This window comes from Curtobacterium oceanosedimentum, from assembly GCF_040545555.1.
Classification (GTDB): domain Bacteria; phylum Actinomycetota; class Actinomycetes; order Actinomycetales; family Microbacteriaceae; genus Curtobacterium.
Window position 1 is genome coordinate 36,725 of the sequence record NZ_JBEPMD010000016.1, and the last position, 20,309, is coordinate 57,033.

At 74.4% G+C, this 20,309-nt stretch carries 17 protein-coding genes; 8 read left to right on the forward strand and 9 right to left on the reverse strand.

Annotated elements, in window-relative coordinates:
- Positions 1-51: 51 nt before the first annotated feature.
- A complete protein-coding gene (gene mtrA, locus ABIC52_RS14505; protein WP_126892696.1) occupies positions 52-726 on the reverse strand; it encodes an MtrAB system response regulator MtrA in 675 nt (224 codons plus the stop codon).
- Between the two features lie 147 nt (positions 727-873).
- On the opposite strand from mtrA, the gene ABIC52_RS14510 reads away from it, so the two are divergent.
- The 5 genes from ABIC52_RS14510 to ABIC52_RS14530 all read left to right on the forward strand — a co-directional run bounded on the left by ABIC52_RS14510 (position 874) and on the right by ABIC52_RS14530 (position 6,509).
- Positions 874-2,187: a glycerophosphoryl diester phosphodiesterase membrane domain-containing protein gene (locus ABIC52_RS14510; RefSeq protein WP_161972700.1), complete on the forward strand. Its 1,314-nt coding sequence runs from the start codon at positions 874-876 to the stop codon at positions 2,185-2,187.
- A complete protein-coding gene (locus ABIC52_RS14515; RefSeq protein ID WP_209678252.1) occupies positions 2,151-2,819 on the forward strand; it encodes a DUF4129 domain-containing protein in 669 nt (222 codons plus the stop codon). The genes ABIC52_RS14510 and ABIC52_RS14515 overlap by 37 nt, the downstream gene beginning before the upstream one ends.
- Positions 2,816-4,087, forward strand: coding sequence for a DUF4350 domain-containing protein (locus ABIC52_RS14520; protein WP_354027651.1), 1,272 nt, complete (start codon positions 2,816-2,818; stop codon positions 4,085-4,087). The genes ABIC52_RS14515 and ABIC52_RS14520 overlap by 4 nt, the downstream gene beginning before the upstream one ends.
- Positions 4,088-4,182: 95 nt before the next feature.
- Positions 4,183-5,151, forward strand: a complete 969-nt coding sequence (locus tag ABIC52_RS14525; protein WP_354027664.1) for an AAA family ATPase — start codon at positions 4,183-4,185, stop codon at positions 5,149-5,151.
- Complete coding sequence (locus ABIC52_RS14530; protein WP_354027652.1) at positions 5,151-6,509, forward strand: DUF58 domain-containing protein; 1,359 nt, start codon at positions 5,151-5,153, stop codon at positions 6,507-6,509. The genes ABIC52_RS14525 and ABIC52_RS14530 overlap by 1 nt, the downstream gene beginning before the upstream one ends.
- An 18-nt stretch (positions 6,510-6,527) precedes the next feature.
- Here ABIC52_RS14530 and ABIC52_RS14535 read toward each other — a convergent pair whose 3' ends face one another.
- Positions 6,528-7,523, reverse strand: a complete 996-nt coding sequence (locus tag ABIC52_RS14535; RefSeq protein ID WP_354027653.1) for a stage II sporulation protein M — start codon at positions 7,521-7,523, stop codon at positions 6,528-6,530.
- A 61-nt stretch (positions 7,524-7,584) separates the two neighbouring features.
- On the opposite strand from ABIC52_RS14535, the gene ABIC52_RS14540 reads away from it, so the two are divergent.
- Positions 7,585-8,454 (forward strand): RDD family protein, encoded by an 870-nt coding sequence (locus tag ABIC52_RS14540; protein WP_354027654.1) that lies wholly within the window; start codon positions 7,585-7,587, stop codon positions 8,452-8,454.
- Between the two features lie 49 nt (positions 8,455-8,503).
- Here ABIC52_RS14540 and ahcY read toward each other — a convergent pair whose 3' ends face one another.
- Complete coding sequence (gene ahcY, locus ABIC52_RS14545; RefSeq protein WP_209678271.1) at positions 8,504-9,982, reverse strand: adenosylhomocysteinase; 1,479 nt, start codon at positions 9,980-9,982, stop codon at positions 8,504-8,506.
- Positions 9,983-10,135: 153 nt separating this feature from the next.
- Positions 10,136-10,363, reverse strand: coding sequence for a DUF3499 family protein (locus tag ABIC52_RS14550; RefSeq protein WP_126892632.1), 228 nt, complete (start codon positions 10,361-10,363; stop codon positions 10,136-10,138).
- An 88-nt stretch (positions 10,364-10,451) separates the two neighbouring features.
- On the opposite strand from ABIC52_RS14550, the gene ABIC52_RS14555 reads away from it, so the two are divergent.
- The gene (locus ABIC52_RS14555) at positions 10,452-10,892 is read left to right on the forward strand and encodes a metallopeptidase family protein (RefSeq protein ID WP_126892631.1); all 441 of its coding nucleotides are present in this window, start codon (positions 10,452-10,454) and stop codon (positions 10,890-10,892) included.
- 10 nt (positions 10,893-10,902) lie between these two features.
- On the opposite strand, the gene ABIC52_RS14560 is transcribed toward ABIC52_RS14555, so the two are convergent.
- The 5 genes from ABIC52_RS14560 to manA form a co-directional block, all read right to left on the reverse strand.
- Positions 10,903-12,306, reverse strand: coding sequence for a DUF5719 family protein (locus ABIC52_RS14560; protein WP_126892630.1), 1,404 nt, complete (start codon positions 12,304-12,306; stop codon positions 10,903-10,905).
- On the reverse strand, positions 12,303-15,182 hold the full coding sequence (locus ABIC52_RS14565) for a glycosyltransferase (RefSeq protein WP_354027655.1): 2,880 nt from the start codon (positions 15,180-15,182) through the stop codon (positions 12,303-12,305). The genes ABIC52_RS14560 and ABIC52_RS14565 overlap by 4 nt, the downstream gene beginning before the upstream one ends.
- Before the next feature lie 154 nt (positions 15,183-15,336).
- Entirely contained in the window at positions 15,337-15,675 is a 339-nt protein-coding gene (locus ABIC52_RS14570) for a WhiB family transcriptional regulator (protein ID WP_394586528.1), read from the reverse strand.
- Between the two features lie 191 nt (positions 15,676-15,866).
- Complete coding sequence (galE, locus tag ABIC52_RS14575; protein ID WP_126892516.1) at positions 15,867-16,829, reverse strand: UDP-glucose 4-epimerase GalE; 963 nt, start codon at positions 16,827-16,829, stop codon at positions 15,867-15,869.
- Positions 16,830-16,883: 54 nt separating this feature from the next.
- Positions 16,884-18,092 (reverse strand): mannose-6-phosphate isomerase, class I, encoded by a 1,209-nt coding sequence (manA, locus tag ABIC52_RS14580; protein ID WP_126892517.1) that lies wholly within the window; start codon positions 18,090-18,092, stop codon positions 16,884-16,886.
- 107 nt (positions 18,093-18,199) lie between these two features.
- Between manA and ABIC52_RS14585 the strand changes: the two genes are divergently transcribed.
- On the forward strand, positions 18,200-20,293 hold the full coding sequence (locus tag ABIC52_RS14585; RefSeq protein WP_354027656.1) for an acyltransferase family protein: 2,094 nt from the start codon (positions 18,200-18,202) through the stop codon (positions 20,291-20,293).
- The last annotated feature ends 16 nt before the right edge of the window (positions 20,294-20,309 follow it).

Here is a 20,309-nt window from a genome sequence, read left to right on the forward strand (position 1 = left end):
CGACGTCCGGGCCGTTGGTGCTGGTGTCCGACGACGCCGACGGCACGGTGCTCAGGCTCCTCCGGCCCGGTAGCCGACACCGCGCACGGTCGTGACGATCTTCGGGTTGTCCGGGTCGTGCTCGATCTTCGCGCGGAGACGCTGCACGTGGACGTTCACGAGCCGGGTGTCCGCCTTGTAGTGGTAGCCCCAGACCTGGTCGAGGAGCATCTCCCGCGTGAACACCTGGTTCGGCTTCTCGGCGAGCGCCCGGAGCAGGTCGAACTCCAGCGGCGTGAGCGCGATCACCGTCTCGCCGCGACGGACCTCGTGCGCGGCGACGTCGACGGTCAGGTCGCCCGCGTGCAGCACCGAGGCGTCGCCGGCCGTCGGACGCAGTCGCGTCTTGATGCGCGCGACGAGCTCCTTCGGGTTGAACGGCTTCACGACGTAGTCGTCGGCGCCGTTCTCGAGGCCGGCGACGACGTCGGCGGTGTCGCCCTTCGCGGTCAGCATGATGATCGGGGTACCGCTGTCGGCGCGGATCCGCTTGCAGACCTCGATGCCGTCGATCCCCGGCAGCATGACGTCGAGCAGCACGAGGTCGGGCTTCGTGCTGTGGAACGTCTCGACGGCGTCGTTACCGTCGGCGCTGAACGCCGGCTCGTAGCCCTCGGAGCGGAGGACGATGCCGATCATCTCGGCGAGGGCCTGGTCGTCGTCGACGACGAGGATGCGCGGTGTCATGTGCGTGGACTCCGGGTGACGGGCGGGAGGTACCGGACCGGCACCCACGGGTCACGATAGCCGAGCACCCGTCGAGCGGGGTTCGTGCGACATGATGGGGTGGTCGCGCGTTCCGCTGCGCGGCTGCGCATGATCGAGGGGGCGGCGATGGCCGACTGGCAGGTTCCGGGTTCCGGTGGGGGCGACGACCGGACGGGAGGCCCGTCCCACCCTGCGGGGCAGCCCTCGGCCGACAGGTGGTCGGGTCAGCAGCCGTGGCCGGGTCAGCAGGGGTGGCCGGGTCAGCAGGGGTGGCAGCAGCAGTCCGGTCCGGGGCGTCCCGCTCCCGCACCGCAGCGGCCGGTCGTCCCGCTCCGACCGCTCGGCCTCGGGGACGTGCTCGCCGGGGCCTTCACGGTGTTCCGTCGGAACCCGCGTGTCCTGCTCCTCTGGAGCCTGCTCCTCAGCGGTGTGCTCGGACTCCTCGCCACCCTGGCGAGCACCTTCAGCCAGCAGTCGCTCCAGACGCGGTTGTCGTCGGCGGTCGAGACCGGCGGGAGCGGCGCCGGGGACGTCGTCGCCGGTACCGTGACGCTCTTCCTCGTGCTCTCGGTCGGGCTGCCGTTCCTGGCCTACCTGGGCCGGGCGTTCCTCGTCGCCCCGGTCGCGGCGGACACCGGGCAGCGGATCCTCGGGCGGCGCGCCAGCTTCGGCGGGCTCTGGGCACTCCTCGCCGGTCGGCGGTGGCCGGTCGTCGCGTGGATCCTGCTGCAGCTCGCCGCGGGGCTCGTCCTCGCAGCGGTCTTCGGCGGCATCGCCGTCGGCATGGCCGTGAGCCTGACCGCGGGTCGCGCCGGCATCGGCGGGTTCATCGGCGCGTTCTTCCTGTTCGCGATCGGCGCCCTCGTCGTGATCGCCTGGCTGGGCACGCGGTTCGCCTTCACCGTCCCGACGATCGCCCTCGAGGGCCGGGGCGTGTTCTCCGCCGCCGCGCAGTCGTGGCGGCTCACCCGCGGGGCGTTCTGGCGCACCTTCGGCATCGTCCTGCTGGTGCAGGTCGCCTTCGGGGTCGCGGGGTCGATCGCCTCGATCCCGCTCTCCTTCGGCACGGCGCTGGCGATCGGTGCCTTCGACCCGCTCGGGCAGACCGGCACGGCAGCGGGCGTCGGCGCCGGGGCCGTCGTGGCCATCGTCCTCGGCGCGCTGTTGTCGATCGCCGTGCAGTGCGTCACCGACGTGCTGAGCGCCTCGGTCCTGACCCTCCTGGCCGTCGACCGCCGCATCCGGACCGAGGCGCTCGACCAGCGCATCGCAGCGCACCTGGAGACCGGAGCGCCGGCGGACCCGTTCGCACCGGCACCCGCGGTCCCCCGTGCCCCGTGGCCGGGACAGCCCGGCCCCGGGTCGGCCTGGCCGACGCAGCAGTGGCCCGGACAGCAGCAGCAGTGGCCCGGACAGCAGCCGTGGCCGGGCGGCTCGTGACGATCAGCCCGGACGACGCGCGTCGGCTGCTCGAACGCGAGCTCGACCGTGCCGACTACGACGGTGCGCGCGCGACGTGGTGGGACCGGGCGTCCCGGCACCTGCTCGAGTGGCTCGGGTCCTTCCGCCCGGGCGGCGGGCTGGACTCCCCGGCGCTCGGGACGACCGTGCTCTGGATCGCCGTCGTCGTGCTCGTGGCGGTGGTGGTCGTCGTGGTCGTCGCGCGCGGGCTGCCGCACCGCCGGGCCCGCACCGCACGGTCGGACGACGGGAGCGTCTTCGACGGCGACGACCTGCGGTCCGCCCGTGAGCTCGGCGACACCGCACGGTCCGCCCTGCGCGCGGGCGACTGGTCCGCCGCGGTGCTGGACGGCTACCGTGCCCTCGCCCGCGGGCTCGCCGAACGCGACCTCGTCCGCGAGGTCCCCGGTGCGACCGCCCGTGCCGTCGCCGGGCGTGCAGCGCCGTGGTTCCCGGAGCACGCGGACCGGATCGACCTGGCGGCGGGCTCGTTCGACGCCGTCCGCTACCTCGGCGCCGAGGCCGACGAGACCGCCGCGCGCTCGGTCCTCGAGACCGAGGCGTCCGTCCGCACCGCCCGTCCCGCGACCGCGCCGGCGGTGCCGACGTGAGCGCCGCCCCGGCCGCGACCGGTGTCGTCCGCTCCCCCGGACGTGCCGGCCGGGTGGGCTTCTGGGTCGTCATCGTCCTCGTGGGCCTGCTGCTCGCGGGACTCACGGCCGCGGTGCAGTCCACCACCGCCCGGACCCGCGAGCCGCTCGACCCCGGGTCGACGACGGCGAGCGGAGCGCGGGCACTCGTGCGCGTGCTCGAGCAGCGAGGTACCAGGGTGGACGTCGTGGACCGGGTGGACGGCCTCGACCGGGCCGCCCTCGACGGCGCGACGGTCCTCGTCGACGACTCGGCCGGCGCCCTCGACGCCGGGGTCGCGCGTCGCCTCGGTCGCTCGGCCGAGCACGTCGTCCTGCTCTCCACCGACCGGGCCGCGCTCGACGCCCTGGGCCTCGACGTCGTCGCGGCCGGGCCCGTCCTCGGGGACGGCACCGTCCCGACGTCCGGCTGTGCCGTCCCGGCCGTGGCCGCCGCAGGACGTCTCACCGTGACCGGTCAGGGCTACCGTCCGTCGACGGACGGCCCGGTGGGGCGCGGCACCGACCTCTGCGTCACGACCGGCAGCGGGGACGACCGCGTCGCCGGGATCGTCCGAACCGCCACCCCCGGCGGGGACGTCACCCTGGTCGGCACGACCGGCGCGCTGCGGAACGACACGATCACGACCGCCGGCAACGCCGCCTTCGCGCTCGAGCTGCTCGGGTCCGGCGACCGGCTCGTCTGGTACACGCCGACCCGGACCTCGGCCGACGCCGCGCCCACGATCGGTTCGCTCGCCCCGCGGTGGGTGCCCGGCGCCCTGCTGCTGCTCGGCCTCGTCGCGGTCGCGGCCGGTGTCTGGCGGGGGCGTCGGCTCGGGCCGCTCGTCGTCGAGCGGATGCCCGTCGTCGTCCGTGCGGCCGAAACGACCGAGGGGCGCGCACGCCTGTACGCCAGGACCCGCGACCGCACCCACGCGCTCGACACCCTGCGGCTCGCGGCACTGCGCCGGATCGGGCAGCGGCTCGGACTCCCCCGCGACACCCACGTCGACGAGGTGGTCCGTTCCGCGGCCCGCGTGACCGGCCGCCCCGACGCCGCCGTCGGAGCCGTCCTGGTCGGGGGCCCGACCACCGACGACCGGGCGCTCGTCGACGGCGCTGCGGCACTCGACGAGCTGGAGCGTGCCGTCCGCACCGCGACCGGCGCCCCCGACGCACACCCCACCACCCCGCACTCCGCGACCCCGCGCACGTCCCACCGCAACCGACGAGGAGCACGACCGTGACCGATCCGTCACCCGCCCAGGAACCGACGGGCACGACCCCGACGAGCACGACCCCGACCGGCACGACGTCGGCCGCCTCCGGGCCGGCCGGCGCGGTGCCGTCGCCGGCCGGCACCGACGCGCTCCGGGACGCCTTCGGCCGGCTCCGCGCCGAGGTCGGCAAGGCCGTCGTCGGTCAGGAGGGCGCTGTGTCCGGGATGATCGTCGGCATCCTCGCACAGGGCCACGTACTGCTCGAGGGCGTCCCCGGCGTCGCGAAGACGCTGCTGGTGCGCAGCCTCGCCGCGGCGATGTCGCTCGACACGAAGCGAATCCAGTTCACGCCCGACCTGATGCCCGGCGACGTCACCGGCTCGCTCGTGTACGACGCGTCCACCGGCACGTTCCCGTTCCGCGAGGGCCCGGTCTTCACGAACGTGCTGCTCGCCGACGAGGTCAACCGCACGCCGCCGAAGACGCAGTCGGCACTGCTCGAGGCCATGGAGGAACGCCAGGTCAGCGTGGACGGTACGGCACGGCCGCTGCCCGACCCGTTCTTCGTCGCCGCGACGATGAACCCGATCGAGTTCGAGGGCACCTACACGCTGCCGGAGGCGCAGCTCGACCGCTTCCTCATGAAGCTGACGCTCGACGTGCCGCCGCGGGACGTCGAGTGGCAGGTGCTCCGCCGGCACGCGGACGGGTTCGTCCCGCGGGACGTGCGGTCCGCCGGGGTCCGGCCGGTGCTCGGCGTCGACGAGGTCCTCCGGGCGCAGCGGGCCGTCCGCTCGGTCGGGGCGCGCGACGACGTCCTGGCGTACGTGGTCGACCTGGCCCGCGCCACCCGGCAGGCTCCGTCGGTCCGCGTCGGCGTCAGTCCCCGCGGCGCGACGGCACTCCTCGCCGCCGCGAAGGCGTGGGCCTGGCTCACCGGCTACGACGCGATCACGCCCGACCACGTGCAGGCGATGCTCCTGCCCGTCTGGCGGCACCGACTGCGCGTGGCCGCGGACGCCGAGCTCGAGGGCGTCGGGGCGGACGGCGTGCTGCAGCAGGTCGTCGAGCAGGTCCGGGTGCCCTTCTAGTGGCGGTCTCCGGTCGGTTCGTCGCACTCCTGGCGGTCGCGATCGTCCCCACGGTGCTGCTCGGCAGCGCCTGGGCCGGCGTGGCCTGGGCGGTCGTCGTGGTGCTCGCCGCCGGACTCGACGTGCTGCTCGCCGCCGATCCGCGCACGGTCCGCGTCGAGCGCCGGATGCCGCACCTGGCGCGCCGGGGCAGCACCACCGACGGCACCCTCGTGCTGGCGAACGACGGGCAGCGGCCGCTGCGCGCCACCGTCCGCGACATGTGGGAGCCCTCCGCCGGCCACGAGCCGCACCGGATCCGGACGACCGTCCCCGCCGGGGAGCGCCGGACCGCCCGGGTCCGCTTCACACCGTTCCGCCGTGGCCGCCGCGCCAGCGCGGGGGTCGCGATCCGGTCGGCCGGTCCGCTCGGCCTCGCCGCCCGGCAGTCCGTGCTGGCGGTCCCCGGCGAACTGGTCGTCACGCCGCCCTTCCGGTCGCGTCGGCACCTGCCCTCGCGGCTCGCCAGGCTCCGCGAGCTCGACGGGGAGACCACCCTGCAGCTCCGCGGGCACGGCACCGAGTTCGACTCGCTCCGCGACTACGTCCGCGGCGACGACGTCCGGTCGATCGACTGGCGGGCGACCGCCCGGCGGCAGGACCTGGTCGTCCGGACCTGGCGACCCGAGCGCGACCGCCGCGTCGTCATCGTCGTCGACGCGGGACGTGCCGGTGCCGGACGGGTCGACGACGAACCCCGGCTCGACACCTCCATCGAGTCCGCGCTGCTGCTCGGCGCCCTCGCCACGGCCGCCGGCGACCGGGTCGACCTGGTGGTGCTCGACGACACCGTCCGCGACCGGGTGCACGGTGCGACGCGGACCGACGTCGTCCGACGCTTCGGCGAACGGCTCGCGCTCGCCGAGCCCGGGCTCGCCGCGACCGACTGGTCCGCCCTCCCGGCGCTCGTCGATCAGGTGACGACCTCGCGCGCGTTCGTCGTGCTCCTGTCGAGCCTGGACTCGGTCGGTGCCTCTGCCGACCTGCTCGCGGTGCTCCCCCGGCTGACCCGGCGGCACGCCGTCGTCGTCACCAGCATCGCGGACCCGGCCGTCGAGCGGATGGCGAGCGGTGTCCCGGAGCCGGGGCACGGGGTACCGGAGGAGCGGGGCGGGCCGGTGTCGAGCCTCCTGGCCGGGTCCGGTGTCGAGCGTGACGTGTACCGACGGGCGGCCGCGGCGCGCAGCCTGCTCGACGCCGACGGCGTCGGGGACGTGGCACGCCGCGCGGGCGCCGAGGTCGTGCGCGGCGGCCCCGCTGCGGTGCCACCGGACGTCGCGGACGCGTACATCTGCGCGAAGGCGGCCGGGCGGCTCTGAGCCGCAGGCGGCCGCGGCTCAGCCGGCGGTGAGCGCCGTCGCGCCGCGTTCGAACTCCTCGACGTCGCCGCGCTCCCCCGCGCGGTACGCACGGCCGCCGAGCACCCACTGGTACCAGAGCACCGCGGCCAGTGCGACCGTGCCGATGCCGATCTTCACCGGCCACGGCCACTCCTGGCGGGTCACCACGCCCTCGACGAGGCCGGAGAGCAGCAGGGTGAGCACGAGGCCGACCGCCACGGTGAGGAGCGCCCGGCCGTCCTCCGCCAGGGCCTGCGCCCGTGTGCGCACACCGGGGGCGATCCACGACCAGCAGATCATCAGTCCGGCGGCGCCGGCGAGGAACACGGAGTACAGCTCGAGCTGGCCGTGCGGGGCGATCCAGAGGAAGAAGTCACCCAGCCGCCCCTGCGAGTGCATGATCGCGGCGGAGACACCGAGGCTCACGGCGTTCTGGACGATCGACACCGGGACGTACAGTCCGGTGATGCCGAAGGCCACCATCCGGGCGGCGATGAAGGCGTTGTTCGACCAGACCTGTGCGGTGAACGTCCCGAGGCCGTGGTCCGAGTAGTACGCCTGGAAGTCCTCGGTCGCGTACTGCCGCAGGGCCTCGGGGCTCCCGAACGTGGCGACCGCCCCCGGGGTCGAACCGATCCAGACGCCGACGATCGCGCTGATCGCGACGGTCGCCGCTGCCACCCAGATCGTCACCCAGCGGATGCGGTACAGCGCCGCCGGGAGGTGCCTCGTGAAGAAGGTCGTGACGGCGGTCACCGGGTCGACCGGTGTCCCGGTGAAGCGGAGGCGTGCGCGGAAGAGGGTGCGCGACAGGCGGTCCCCCGTCGGCGAGCCCGGCGCGACGCCGCGGATGCGCGCGAGGTCGGTCGCGACCTCCTGGTAGCCGCTGACGAGCCGATCGGCGTCGGCACCGGATCCGTGACGGGCACGTGCCAGACGGTCGACCTCGTCCCAGCGGTCGCCGTGCACCGTGCTGTAGGCCTCCAGGTCCACGTGCCTCCCCCGATCGTGCACCCGCGCCCCCGTCGGGACGCGCTCACGACAGAATGATCCCATGGGGAAGACGCGCGTGCCACGCGACCTGTCCGACGCCCGCTTCGGCGGGACGCTCGACGAGACCGCCGACGAGCTCGTCGTCGGCGAGGCCGTCGCGCTCGACGTCCAGCCGGCCGGCATCGCGCTGCGGCTGGCGGCGGCGCTGCTCGACGGCGTGTGCCTCGTGGCACTGCTCGGCATGCTGCTCCTCGGGCTCGCGCGGGTGTGGCCGGACGGCACCGATCCGGCGTGGGTCATGCCCGTCGTGATCGTCTCCGCCGTATTCGTGCTCGTGCTCGTCCCGGCCGGGGTCGAGACGGTCACACGGGGCAAGAGCGTCGGGCGGTACGCCGCCGGGACCCGTGTGGTCCGGGTGGACGGCGGCGCGATCGGCTTCCGGCACGCGTTCACCCGCGCACTGGTCGGGCTGCTCGAGCTCTGGTCGACCCTGGGATCGGTGGCGTTCGTCGTGGCGCTGTTCGGTTCGCGGCCCCGACGCCTCGGTGACCTGCTCGCCGGGACCTTCGTGCAGCACGAGCGCGGGGCACGGCGGCGGGACGTGCAGGTCATGCTGCCGGTGGAGCTCGTGCCGTGGGCGGCGGTGGCTGACGTGTCGGCGCTCCCGCAGCGGCTGGAGGACCGACTCGGCGCGTTCTTCCGCTCCGTCGCCGACCTGCGGCCGGAGGCCCGCGAGACGACGGCGCGGACGCTCGCTGCGGCGGTCGCGGAGTACGCGTCCCCGGTGCCCGACGTCCACCCCGAGGTGTTCCTGGCGGGCGTGGTCGCCGTGCGGCGGGAGCGCGACGTGCGGGCGCTGCGCGCCCGGGCCGCGCTGCTCGACGGTGCCGCCGCGGTCGCGGGGGCGCGGCCGCCGGGCTTCCCGCGCTGAGGCGCGGCGTCCGCCCCGACGTGAGCCGCGCCGCAGCGCGGCCCGCGCCTCAGTACCGGTAGTGGTCCGGCTTGTAGGGCCCCTCGACCGGCACGCCGATGTACGCCGCCTGCTCCGGCCGGAGCTCGGTCAGCCGCACCCCGAGGGCGTCGAGGTGCAGGCGCGCGACCTTCTCGTCCAGGTGCTTCGGCAGCACGGACACCCCGGTCGGGTACTCCTCGCGCTTCGTGTGCAGCTCGATCTGCGCGAGCACCTGGTTCGTGAACGAGTTGCTCATCACGAAGGACGGGTGCCCGGTCGCGTTGCCGAGGTTCATCAACCGCCCCTCGCTCAGCACCAGGACCGAGCGACCGTTCGGCAGCCGCCACTCGTGCACCTGCGGCTTGATCTCGACCTTCTCGACCCCGGGGAGCCCCTCGAGCCCCGCCATGTCGATCTCGTTGTCGAAGTGCCCGACGTTCGCGACCACCGCAAGGTGCTTCAGCGCGAGCACCTCCTCGACCCCGACGACGCCGAGGTTGCCGGTGCACGTCACGACGATGTCGACCTCGCCCGCGACGTCCGCGAGCCGCGCCACCTGGTACCCGTCCATCGCCGCCTGCAGTGCGCAGATCGGGTCGACCTCGGACACGATCACCCGGGCGCCCTGACCGCGCAGTGCCTCTGCCGCGCCCTTGCCGACGTCGCCGTAGCCCACGACGAACGCGACCTTGCCACCGATGAGCACGTCGGTCGCACGGTTCAACCCGTCGGGCAGCGAGTGGCGGATGCCGTACTTGTTGTCGAACTTCGACTTCGTCACCGAGTCGTTGACGTTGATCGCCGGGAAGCGCAGCTCACCCTTCCGCGCGAGCTCGTACAGCCGGTGCACCCCCGTGGTCGTCTCCTCGGTGACGCCCTGCACCTCGGCCGCGATGCGGGTCCACCGGTCGGGCGACCGCTCGAGCGACGCGGCCACGGTCGCGAGCACGATCCGCCACTCGGCACTCGCGTCGGCGCCGGGCTCCGGAGCGCGGCCCGCTGCCTCGGCGTCCGCACCGGTGTGCAGCAGCATCGTCGCGTCCCCGCCGTCGTCGAGGACCAGGTTCGGTCCGGTCCACGACTCCCCCGCGGCAGCGGCCTCGGCGCTCCAGTCGAAGACGCGGTCGGTGCACCACCAGTACTCGTCGAGCGTCTCGCCCTTCCACGCGAAGACCGGCACGCCCGCGGGCGACGTCGGGGTCCCCGTCGGGCCGACCGCGACCGCGGCGGCCGCCTCGTCCTGGGTGGAGAAGATGTTGCAGCTCGCCCACCGGACCTGCGCACCGAGGGCGACGAGGGTCTCGATGAGGACCGCGGTCTGCACCGTCATGTGCAGGGAGCCGGCGATGCGCGCGCCGGCGAGCGGCTGCGACGCGCCGAACTCCTCGCGCAGGGCCATCAACCCCGGCATCTCGTTCTCGGCCAGGCGGATCTGGTGGCGACCCGCCTCGGCGAGGGTCAGGTCGGCGACGCGGAACGGGGCGACGGTGCTGGTCTCGGTCGACATGGCGTCAGTCTGGCACGCCGGGAGGCGCGGATCGTCAGACGACGTCACGGACGCGGGGTGGGCCTCCAGACCGCACCGGGAGACGGCGGACGGGCCGGATCGCGTCGGGTGGGCGGGCGGCGGCGCACCCCACCGGGACCGCCGCGGGCCGCCTCAGTCGGCGGGCGCTGCGTCCCGCCGGATCGGCTCACGCCGGACGACGTCCCAGCCGCGCGGGACGCGCAGGCCGGCAGCGTGCCGGGCGCAGAGGTCGTACCCGTGCGGCTCGACGCGCGTGGACAGGGGCCCGACGACGACCATGGAGTCGCCGTAGTCGTACGTGAGGGTCGCCGACGCGCTCGCGCCACAGGCGACCTTGCTGCAGATCCGTACGTCCTCCATACCGGCACCGACCCTACCGGTCGGAGCACCGGGACCACCTGCCGGCCGCGGCACGGTCCGCCGCGCACCCGACGCGTACGATGGCGGGATGCGTCGGAAGCACCCCACCGTCACCCCCGTCGACCGTGCCCGCGGTCGTTCCCGGCACGGACGCGGTGGCCGCTCGAGCGTGACCGGACCGGACCTGGCGCCCGTGATCACCCGCGCCGAGACCTTCGACCGGATCGTCGGCGACACCGCGCACTACCTGGTCGGCCTGTGGCCGGACGAGCTCGCGGGCGTGGTGTTCCAGGTGGCCGACATGCCGACGGACCAGGCACTGCCGGACCGGCTCCCCCGGTGGCGGGTCGACCGTGACGGGCGTCGGGTGACGCTGTTCCGCGTCCCCGTCGAGCGGGTCACGCGGAGTCCCGAGAAGGACGACACCGACCGCCGGGTGATCGTCGAGACGGCGGTGTTCCGCGCGGTCGGCGAGCTGATCGACAAGGACCCGTGGGACCTGGCGCCGGACCGCTACCGCCACTGGTGACCGAGGGGCGTCAGGGGTAGACGCGCACCGGGGTCGAGACCTCGGTCGCCGGACGCACTGGGAACCCGCCGATGCCGTCGTCCGCGTCGTAGCTCACGCCCGCGACGAGCCCCTCGGCGCCCTCGATGACGAGCTGCGTCGACACCGGCACCTGCACGGTCGCCGTGCTGCCCGAGGCCACGTCGACCTCCTGCTCGCGGTCCCCGGACGTGATCGTGACGGTCGCGTCCGAGCGCGTCGGGTTGACGAGGTTCATCCGCGCACCGCCGCCCGGTGCCACGGCCGTCACGACGCGGTCGCCGAGGGGCTCGGCCGACGCGAACCAGCCGAGGTCGCTGCGGCCGTCGTCGGTCGGCTTCGTGGTGCGGGCACCGGCGACGAGCGGTTCGGTCGACGTCACCGTGAACGAGTAGCGCCCGTCCGGGAAGTCGTCGAGGGCGACGTCGGTGACGACCCCGGCCTCGGCGGTCGCGTTGACGGTCGAGCCGCCGCCGTCCGCGGTCGTGATCCCGACGGTCACCCGCGCGGCACGGTCACCGGGGACGAACAGGCGGAGCACCGGAGCGGCGTCCTCGGAGTCGTCGCCGCGCTGTGCCTCCTCGGCGCCCTGCAGCACGACGGCGGGGATCACCTGCGTCCGGGACGGCGCGGCCCCGCCGGAGACGACGTCGTAGCCACCCGGGGTGAGGGTCCGCACGATGCTCTCCTGCATGTGCGCGACGATCTGCCCGCCGGACGAGGTCACGTGCACGACCGTCGACCCCTGGTCGGACACGAAGCCGGACAGCGGCACGACCTTCTGCGTGTTCGGTGCGACGACGATGCCGGTCGTCCCCGGTGCCTGCACGGTGCCGGAGGCGTCGTACACGTCGAGGTCCACCGTGGCGTTGACGTCGGTCGGGTTGGACAGCGTGATCAGGCTGGTCCGTCCGGTCTCGGTCGAACCGCCCACCAGCCAGGTCGACTGGGTCGGGTCGTCGCACGACGCCGCGCCGAAGCCGACCAGGTCGCCGGAGGACACGCTCTGCGAGGTGCTGCCCGCCACCTGTGGCGTGCTGTCGCCGGCGGGTGCGGTGAGGAGCTGCGGGTCGCTGCCCCCGGTGGTGGACGCGCGGAGCGTCGAGCGGTCGACGGTGCTGCCGGTGGTGCCGGTGGCGACCTCCGACGACCCGACGGTGCTGGCCGTCGTCGCGTCGTTCCCGGACTCGTCGGACAGACGCAGCGCGCTGCCGGCGCACACCCGCTCGGCGTCGGCGGGCACCGGTGTGACGAGCCGGCCGGCCGGTCGCACGGCGGGACTCTCGGTGCCGATCGCGTGGGCGGCCGTCACGGCCCCGGCAGCGACGACCACGGCCACCGCGGTCGCGGTGCCGCGGACGACCCACCGTCGGACGGACCGGTGCTCGGTGCTCATTCGTCGCGCTCCTCGTCGAAGGTGGTGGCGGGTTCCTCGGCCTCGATGACGTTCGAGGTGGCACGGCGTCGGCGCGGCGCGGTGGGGACGGCGAGCAGGGCCGCTGCCCCGAACACGACGCCGAGCACGACGAGGTACAGCACGTGCGTCGCCCGTGTCGCGGCCGAGCCGGTGGACACCCGGTCGACGTCGCCCTCGTAGTGGAAGAGCCTCCCGGAGGCGGTCTCGCCGATGCTCGTGAAGCGGGCGTCCTGGCCGATCGCCCCGGCTGCCCGGTCGTGCACCTCCTGCGCGCCGTCGGCGTCCGGCCCGTCGTCGAGCAGCACGAACGAGATGCCGAGCTGGCGCAGCGCCGGTTCGGGGTCGTAGCCGCTGCGGCTCGCGAGGTTGCCGGCCAGGGTCGCCAGCTGCGCGCCCGACCGGCTGAGACGGAGCGCTGTCGAGTCGAGGGTCGTCTGGTCGTCGAGCGTCGACCCCTGGCCACGCTCGAGCGACACCGCGAGCGAGCCGTCGGTCTGCGGCTCGACCACGAGCGTGCCGACGTCCGGGTTCGCCTGGGCCTCCGCGTTCACGTAGGCGCTCAGGACCCGTCCCGTCGTCGGACGCAGGAGCGTGTCGCCGAGGGTGGACGCGGCGAAGGCGGGCGCGACCGCGATCCCGGCGAGGACCGCTGCGACGAGTCCGGCGACCGGAGCGGTGCGTGGCAGGACGTCGATGCCGATCGAGGCGGCGACGACGATGCCGAGGGCCATCACGGACAGCGCGCTGCCGGGCCAGACGATCGTCGTGGTCGACCCGACCCCGGTGACGGTGAGGTGCGTCGCCCCGAAGGCCGTCGCGTAGCCGAGGAGCGCCAGCAGGAGCGCCGCACCGGCCACGGCCCAGCGGTGCCCGAGGAGTGCCCCGACCGCGAGCAGGACGACCGGCAGCGCGAGGACGGCCATGGCGACGGGCAGGACCGACGCGGCGAGCCCGAGGGGCGACGTCGCGGGGAGCCACCCGCTCCAGTCCGGCAGCGGCTGCCCGATCGCGAGCTGCAGCGCGGAGGGGGCGCGCGTGGCCGACGGCACGCCCGGGTCCGCGAACACGGCGAGCGGGTTGCCGCGCGCGACCTGCGCCAGGACGAGCGGCAGGAAGAGCACGGCGGCGGGCACCGGGATGAAGACCCGACGGTGCGCGCGCCGCCAGCCGACGACGAGGGACACGACCCAGCCGACCAGGAGCACCGGCAGCAGCGACGGCGCCGAGGCCGCGACGACCGCGAAGAGCAGCGACGAGCCGGACGCCCACGCCCAGGAGCGGTGCGCCTCGAGCACGGCGAGCAGGAGCCACGGGAGCAGCACGTGGGCGATCACGGCGCCGAGGTGTCCGGTCGTGACGGCACCGACGAGGGCCGGCGCGATCGTGTAGAGCGCGGCGCCGACGACGGGCACCCAGGTGCGGGTGGTCACCTTGCGCACCGCGAACCACGCCCCGAGGGCCGACAGCGGGAACGCGAGCAGGAGCACGACCACGACCGAGGTCGACGGCGACCAGGCGGTGATCGACCCGAGCACGGCGAGCACGGCTGCGAAGGGGTCGCTCGGTCCGGTGGAGCCGGTGCCGATCGAGTGCCAGCCGTACCCGACGTTCTGCCAGAGCCGCCCGACCGAGGTGCTCAGCGGCAGGAGGCCGCCACCGGTGACGGCGGGGCTGCCGAGCAGCGGGTACAGCGTGACGACGCTGAGCACGGCAGCGGCGAGCACGACCCACACGCCGCCGTCGCCCAGGAACGACGCCCGCGCGATCGGGGCGTCCTCGACCCGTGCGAGCTCGACGTCGCGCGAGGTGGTCCGGTGCTCGTGCACCCGGCGCCAGCTGACCCGCAGCGGTTCGACCGCGGCCCAGCCGACCCGACGGGTCCGCGCTGCGTTCGCCCGCGCTCGACGGACGCCGCCCCCGAACGCCACCGCGAGGGCGGCGGCGAGCTCGCCGGACACCGCGGCGGGGTGCTTCGCGACGAGGTGCCCGACGGCGCGCACGACGGCTGTCGGGACGAGCAGCAGCCAGTGCAGCCAGAGCAGCCCGGCGGGCGCGTACGTCAACCGCCGGTGCAGCTCGGCCTGGCGGTGCAGGCGCACGCGTCGCCCCTCGGAGACGCGCTTGCGGCCGAACTCCTCGATCGGCCCCGCGCTCGTCACGCGGGCCTCCGGCACCACGGCGACGCGGTGCCCCGCGAGGCGTGCGCGGATGCAGAGGTCGAGGGCGGCGTCGACGTCCGGCAGCGCGGGGTCGAAGCCGCGCAGCTCCCGCCAGACCGAGCGGCGCACGAGCATGCCGGCCGCGGAGACGCCCATCACGTCGGTGTGCCGGTCGTGCTGGCCCTGGTCGAGCTCGTCCTGCACGAGCGCGAGCGAGCGTCCGCCGCGCGTCGTGCTCTCGCCGAAGGCGCGGATGTACGACGGGTCGTCGGTGTCGACGAGCTTCGGTCCGGCGACCACGACGGACGGCGCGATCTCCACCGCGGAGAGCATGTCGGCGAGCGCGGTCGGCGCGGGCGCGTTGTCGTGTCCGAGCAGCCAGAGCCACTCGTCGGGTGCCGTCTCGGCGTCCGGTGCGGCGTCCGCAGTCGGCGCCTCGCGCTCCGCCGCCGCGACGGCCTCGCCGAAGGGACGTCCGGCGGGCAGGCGCACGAGTCCGGCGGAGCCACCCAGGGCGAGCTCGGTGGTCGACCCGTCGGTGGAACCGACGTCGACGACGACCAGGTTGTCGGGGTGCCGGGTCTGGGCGACGAGGGCGTCCAGTGTCCGGTCGAGGTGCTCGCCGCCGTTCGCGGTCACGAGGACCGCGGTGACGCGGGGCTGGGCGGACCGGGGCTGCGCGGGACTGGGCTGCATGACGCGCGTCACTCTACGGTCTGGAGGCGCGGGACCGGCCCGCCGGAACGGCGCGCCGTCAACCTGTGCGCTCCATCAACGGTCGGTGGGTGGCGGAGGCGGGACGCTCCTCCAGGCCGGTCGCAACCGGTCGCGCTGCGCGCGACCGAGCGCGTCAGGCGCGGCGGCGGAGCTTCCGGCGCTCGCGCTCGGAGAGCCCGCCCCAGATGCCGAAGCGCTCGTCGTTCTCGAGCGCGTACTCGAGGCACTGCGACCGGACCTCGCACGAGCCGCAGATCTTCTTCGCCTCGCGGGTGGACCCGCCCTTCTCGGGGAAGAAGGCCTCGGGGTCGGTCTGCGCGCAGAGCGAGTCGACCTGCCACGAGAGGGGGTTCTCCTCGTCGCCCTCGGGCCGGCGGACGCCGGGGACGCCGAGCGACACCGGATCGACGTGCCAGTCCTCCGGCACGCCGGCGTGGAAGTCGGAACCGTTCACCCTGATCACCCCTGACATGTCGACGACGGCCTGCAACGACCGAAGCCGCTGCCTGTAATTACAGCGGTGTGATTCCGTTCCGTCAAGTCGCGGATCATAGGAGGTGCCGAGCGTCGCGGCGTGTCATGTCCCCCGTACGGGCGTGTCGCAGGCCGTCTGTCCAGCGATCGGGGGACACGCGAGCGCTCCCCGATCGCCGAGCACGGGCCTCAGCCGACCCGGCGACGGGCCTCCCAGGCGCTGGTGACCATCTCGTCGAGCGAGTGCCGCATCGCCCACTCGAGGTCGCGCGCCGCGGCCTCGCCGGTCGCGACGATCCGGGCGGGGTCGCCCGGGCGGCGCGGGGCGACCTCGGGCTCGAACGCGATGCCGGTGCCCGACGCCATGGCGTCCATGATCTGCCGGACGCTGACGCCGTCGCCGCTGCCGAGGTTGTAGGCACGCTCGAGCTGCTCGCCCGCCTCGAGCTTCCGCGCCGCGACGGCGTGCGAGTGCGCGAGGTCGGCGACGTGGATGTAGTCGCGGACGCAGGTGCCGTCCGGGGTGTCGTAGTCGTCGCCGTTGATCCGCGGCACACGACCGGCGAGCAGCGCGTCGAACACGAGCGGGAACAGGTTGTGCGGGCTCGCGTCGTACAGGTCCGGCTCCCCCGACCCGACGACGTTGAAGTAGCGGAGCGAGGTGGTGGCGAACCCGGCGGCGACCTCCATGTCGCGGAGCAGCCACTCGCCGATGAGCTTCGACTCGCCGTACGGCGACTCCGGCGCCTTTGGGGTGTCCTCGACCACGACGTCGACGTCCGGCGTGCCGTACACCGCCGCGCTCGACGAGAACACGGCCTTGGTGACGCCGTTCTCCGCCATCGCCCGGAGCAGGGTCGCGGTACCGGTGACGTTCTGCTCGTAGGTGTGCAGCGGGCGCTCGACCGAGACCCCGGCGTACTTGAAGCCGGCCACGTGCACGACACCGGTGACGGCGTGCTCGCGCAGGGCGGTCGTGAGCAGCTCGCCGTCGAGGATCGTGCCCTCGACGAACGGCACGTCCTCGGGCACGAACCCCCGGAACCCGCTCGACAGGTCGTCGAACGCGACGGTGTCGATCCCTGCTGCGCGCAGGGCGCGGACGACGTGGGACCCGATGTACCCGGCACCGCCGGTGACCAGCCAACTCATGCTCGTCACGCTAGCGGACCGTACTGTCCCGTCGGGGCGCAGGGTGCTGCGTGTTCACGCACCCGTCGCGATGAAGACCGTCGACGTCAGCCCGGCCGCGGCGTCGGCCTCGACCGTCACGTCGCCCTCGTCCGGCGTGACGTAGCAGGACTCCCCCTGCCGGAGCAGGGTCGCCGAGTGCGCGCCGACGAGGGTCACGGCCCCGGTGGTGCAGACCGCGATGCTCGGACCGTGCAGCGGGGCGACACCGCCGGTGCCGAGACCGACCGGGCGGCCGTCCCCCGTCACGCGGACGAGGGCGAAGCCGACGCCCTCGGGCGCGAACCGGTCGACGCCCTGGTCGAGGTGCTCCGGCGTCAGGACCGGTGCCGGGTACGCGGTGAAGTCGAGCACCCGCAGCAGTTCGGGGACGTCGACGTGCTTCGCGGTCAGGCCGCCCCGGAGCACGTTGTCCGAGGGGGCCATCAGCTCGATGCCGAGCCCGTCGAGGTAGGCGTGCACGTTGCCCGCGGGCAGGTACATCGCCTCGCCGGTCCGGAGCGTGACGCGGTGCATGAGCAGCGACACGACGACGCCGGGGTCGCCCGGGTACGCGTCCGCCAGGTCGACCACGGTCTGCACGTTCGGGCTGCGGTCGTCCTCCGGCAGCGCCACGGCGAGGTCGGACGCCGCCTGCACCACGGCGAGCGCCGACGCATCGGCGGTCTCGAGCCAGCGCACGGTGTCCTCGAGCCCCTGCGACAGGTGCGCCAGGAGGGGGCCGAGCCGGCCGCTCCCTGCGTCGAGCGCCTCGACCTCTGCCACGGTGTCGGCGACCGGGCGGAAGCCGCTGAGCGCCTCGAAGCGATCGCTGAGCGCGACGACGAGCTCGGGCTTCGGGAAGGGGTCCTTGTAGTTGCGCGCGGGGTCGTCGAGCGGGATGCCCGCCGCCTCCTCGCGCGCGAAGCCCTCGCGGGCCTGCTCCGGCGTGGGGTGGGCCTGGAGCGACAGGGGTGCCGCCGCTGCGAGGAGCTTCAGCAGGAACGGCAGCCCGGTGCGGTCCGGGCCGAGGGCGGCCTCGGGCTCGGCGTCGATCCAGTCGCGCAGGGTGTCGGCGCCGCCCACCATCGCCGGGTTGACGACCACGCTCGGGCTGCCCGCGTGCGCGCCGAGCCAGAGCTCGGCCTGCGGTGCTCCGGTGACGGTGCGGCCGAGGAGTTCGGGGATCGCGGAGACCGATCCCCAAGCGTAGTCGCGCGGGGTGTTCGTGATGCCGAGGAACATGGGCCGAGCGTACCGGCCCGCACCGACCGCCCCGTGCGGGCCGCGACGGCACCCGGGCGACCGTCGACGGGCGGGACGCACGATCCGCGATACGTAGACTCGTCGCGATGTCCGAGCAGCCCACGCGCCCGCGCCGGTCCGACGCCACCCGGTGGGACGTGCAGGGGCTCCGCGCCTTCGCCGTCCTGGCGGTCGTCGTCTACCACCTGTGGCCGAACCGCCTGCCGGGCGGGTTCGTCGGGGTGGACGTGTTCTTCGTCATCTCCGGCTTCCTCATCACCGGGCACCTGCTGCGCGAGCAGGCCACGAACGGGCGGATCGCGCTCGGTCGGTTCTGGGCACGACGCGCGAAGCGGCTGCTGCCCGGTGCCTCGCTCACCCTGCTCGCGACCGGTGCCGCGGTCCTCGTGCTCGTCCCGAGCACCCTCTGGGGGCAGTACGGTCGCGAGCTCATCGCCTCGACGCTGTACGTGCAGAACTGGCAGCTGGCGTCGGACTCGGTCGACTACCTGGCGTCGGACAACCAACCGTCGCCGTTCCAGCACTTCTGGTCGCTCTCGGTCGAGGAGCAGTTCTACATCGCGCTCCCCGTGCTGCTCGTCGCCCTGGCGGTCCTGCTCCGGCACGCTCGGTGGTGGACGCCGGTGCGGACCGCTCGGGTGCTGCTCGGCGCGGTGGTCGTCGTCTCGCTCGTCTGGAGCGTCGTCGAGACGCGCTCGGCCCCGGGCATCGCCTACTTCTCCACGGCCACGCGAGCGTGGGAGTTCGCCCTGGGCGGGCTGGCGTCGACGGTCGTCCTGTCGTCCCGTGTCCGTCCCGCGGCCCGGTCGATCCGGACGGGAGGCGCGTGGCTGGGTGCCGCCCTGCTGGTCGCCTCGCTCGTCGTCATCACCCCGGCGACCCCGTTCCCCGGCACCGCGGCGCTGCTGCCGGTCGCGGGGGCGGCCCTCGTCGTGCTGCTCGGCGCCCGGAGCGGACTGCAGGCCGTCGGTCGGCTCGCCCCGGTGGCCTTCGTCGGGCGGATCTCCTACGCCGTCTACCTCTGGCACTGGCCGGGGGTCGTCCTGCTGCCGATCGCGACCGGGCACCCCCTGGGCACGCGCGACAAGCTGCTCGTCCTGCTCGGCACCGCCGTCCTCGCGACGGTCACGACGCTGCTGGTCGAGGAACCGCTCCGCTTCTCCGCCCGCTTCCGGTCCCTCCGGCCCCGCAGGGTCGCCGTGTGGGGCGCGGTGAGCACCCTCCTGGTCGTCGCCCTCGGCGGGTCGACGCTCGGGGCACTGCAGGTCCAGCAGGCGCAGGCAGCGGCGTTCCAGCGCTCGCTCGAGCGCGGCGACGTCCCCTGCTTCGGAGCGGCCGCGCGCATCGGCTCGGCAGACCCGTGCACGGATCCGCGGCTCGCCGACGTCCGGGTGCCGCCACCGGCCGCCGCGGCGGAGGACGACGTCAACCGCGACGCGTGCTGGTCGAACACGACCGCCGCCTTCAACGTCTGCACGGTCGGACCGCGGACCGGGTGGACGAAGCACATCGCGGCGATCGGCGACTCGCACAACAACGCACTGCTGAGCGCCTACGCGGCTATCGCGGAACAGCGGAACTGGCGCATCGACGTCGCCGGGCACATCGGCTGCTACCTGACGACCGCCGTGCAGGAGGCCCCGTCGCAGGCGTACACCGACTCCTGCAACGCGTGGAAGCAGTCGGCGACGACGTGGATCGCGGCGCACCCGGACCTGGACGCCGTCGTCGTCACCCACGCGACGACGAAGTCCCCGGTCGTCGCGCCGGCCGGGACGACCACCGAGCAGGCCACCGTCGACGGACTCGTCGGCGCCTGGCGGTCGGCCACCGACGTCGGTGTGCCGGTGATCGCGATCCGGGACAACCCGGTCGCCCGCGACGACGTGATGACCTGCCTCGGTCGGATGTCCGGCCCGACGACGACGGCGTGCGACGTCCCGCGCAGCGAGGCACTGGCCTCCTTCGACGGTTCCGAGCAGGCGGTCCGGGAACTCGGCGACCGCGCGCGCTTCGTCGACCTGACCGACTGGTACTGCACCGCGACGAGCTGCCCGGCCGTGGTCGGGGGCGTGCTCGTCCACCGTGACCCGACCCACCTGACCGCGACCTTCGCCACCACGCTCGCGCCGTACCTCGGCGCGGACCTCGCACGCGCGCTCGACTCGCTCGGACGCTGACCGGCGGTAGCCTGGT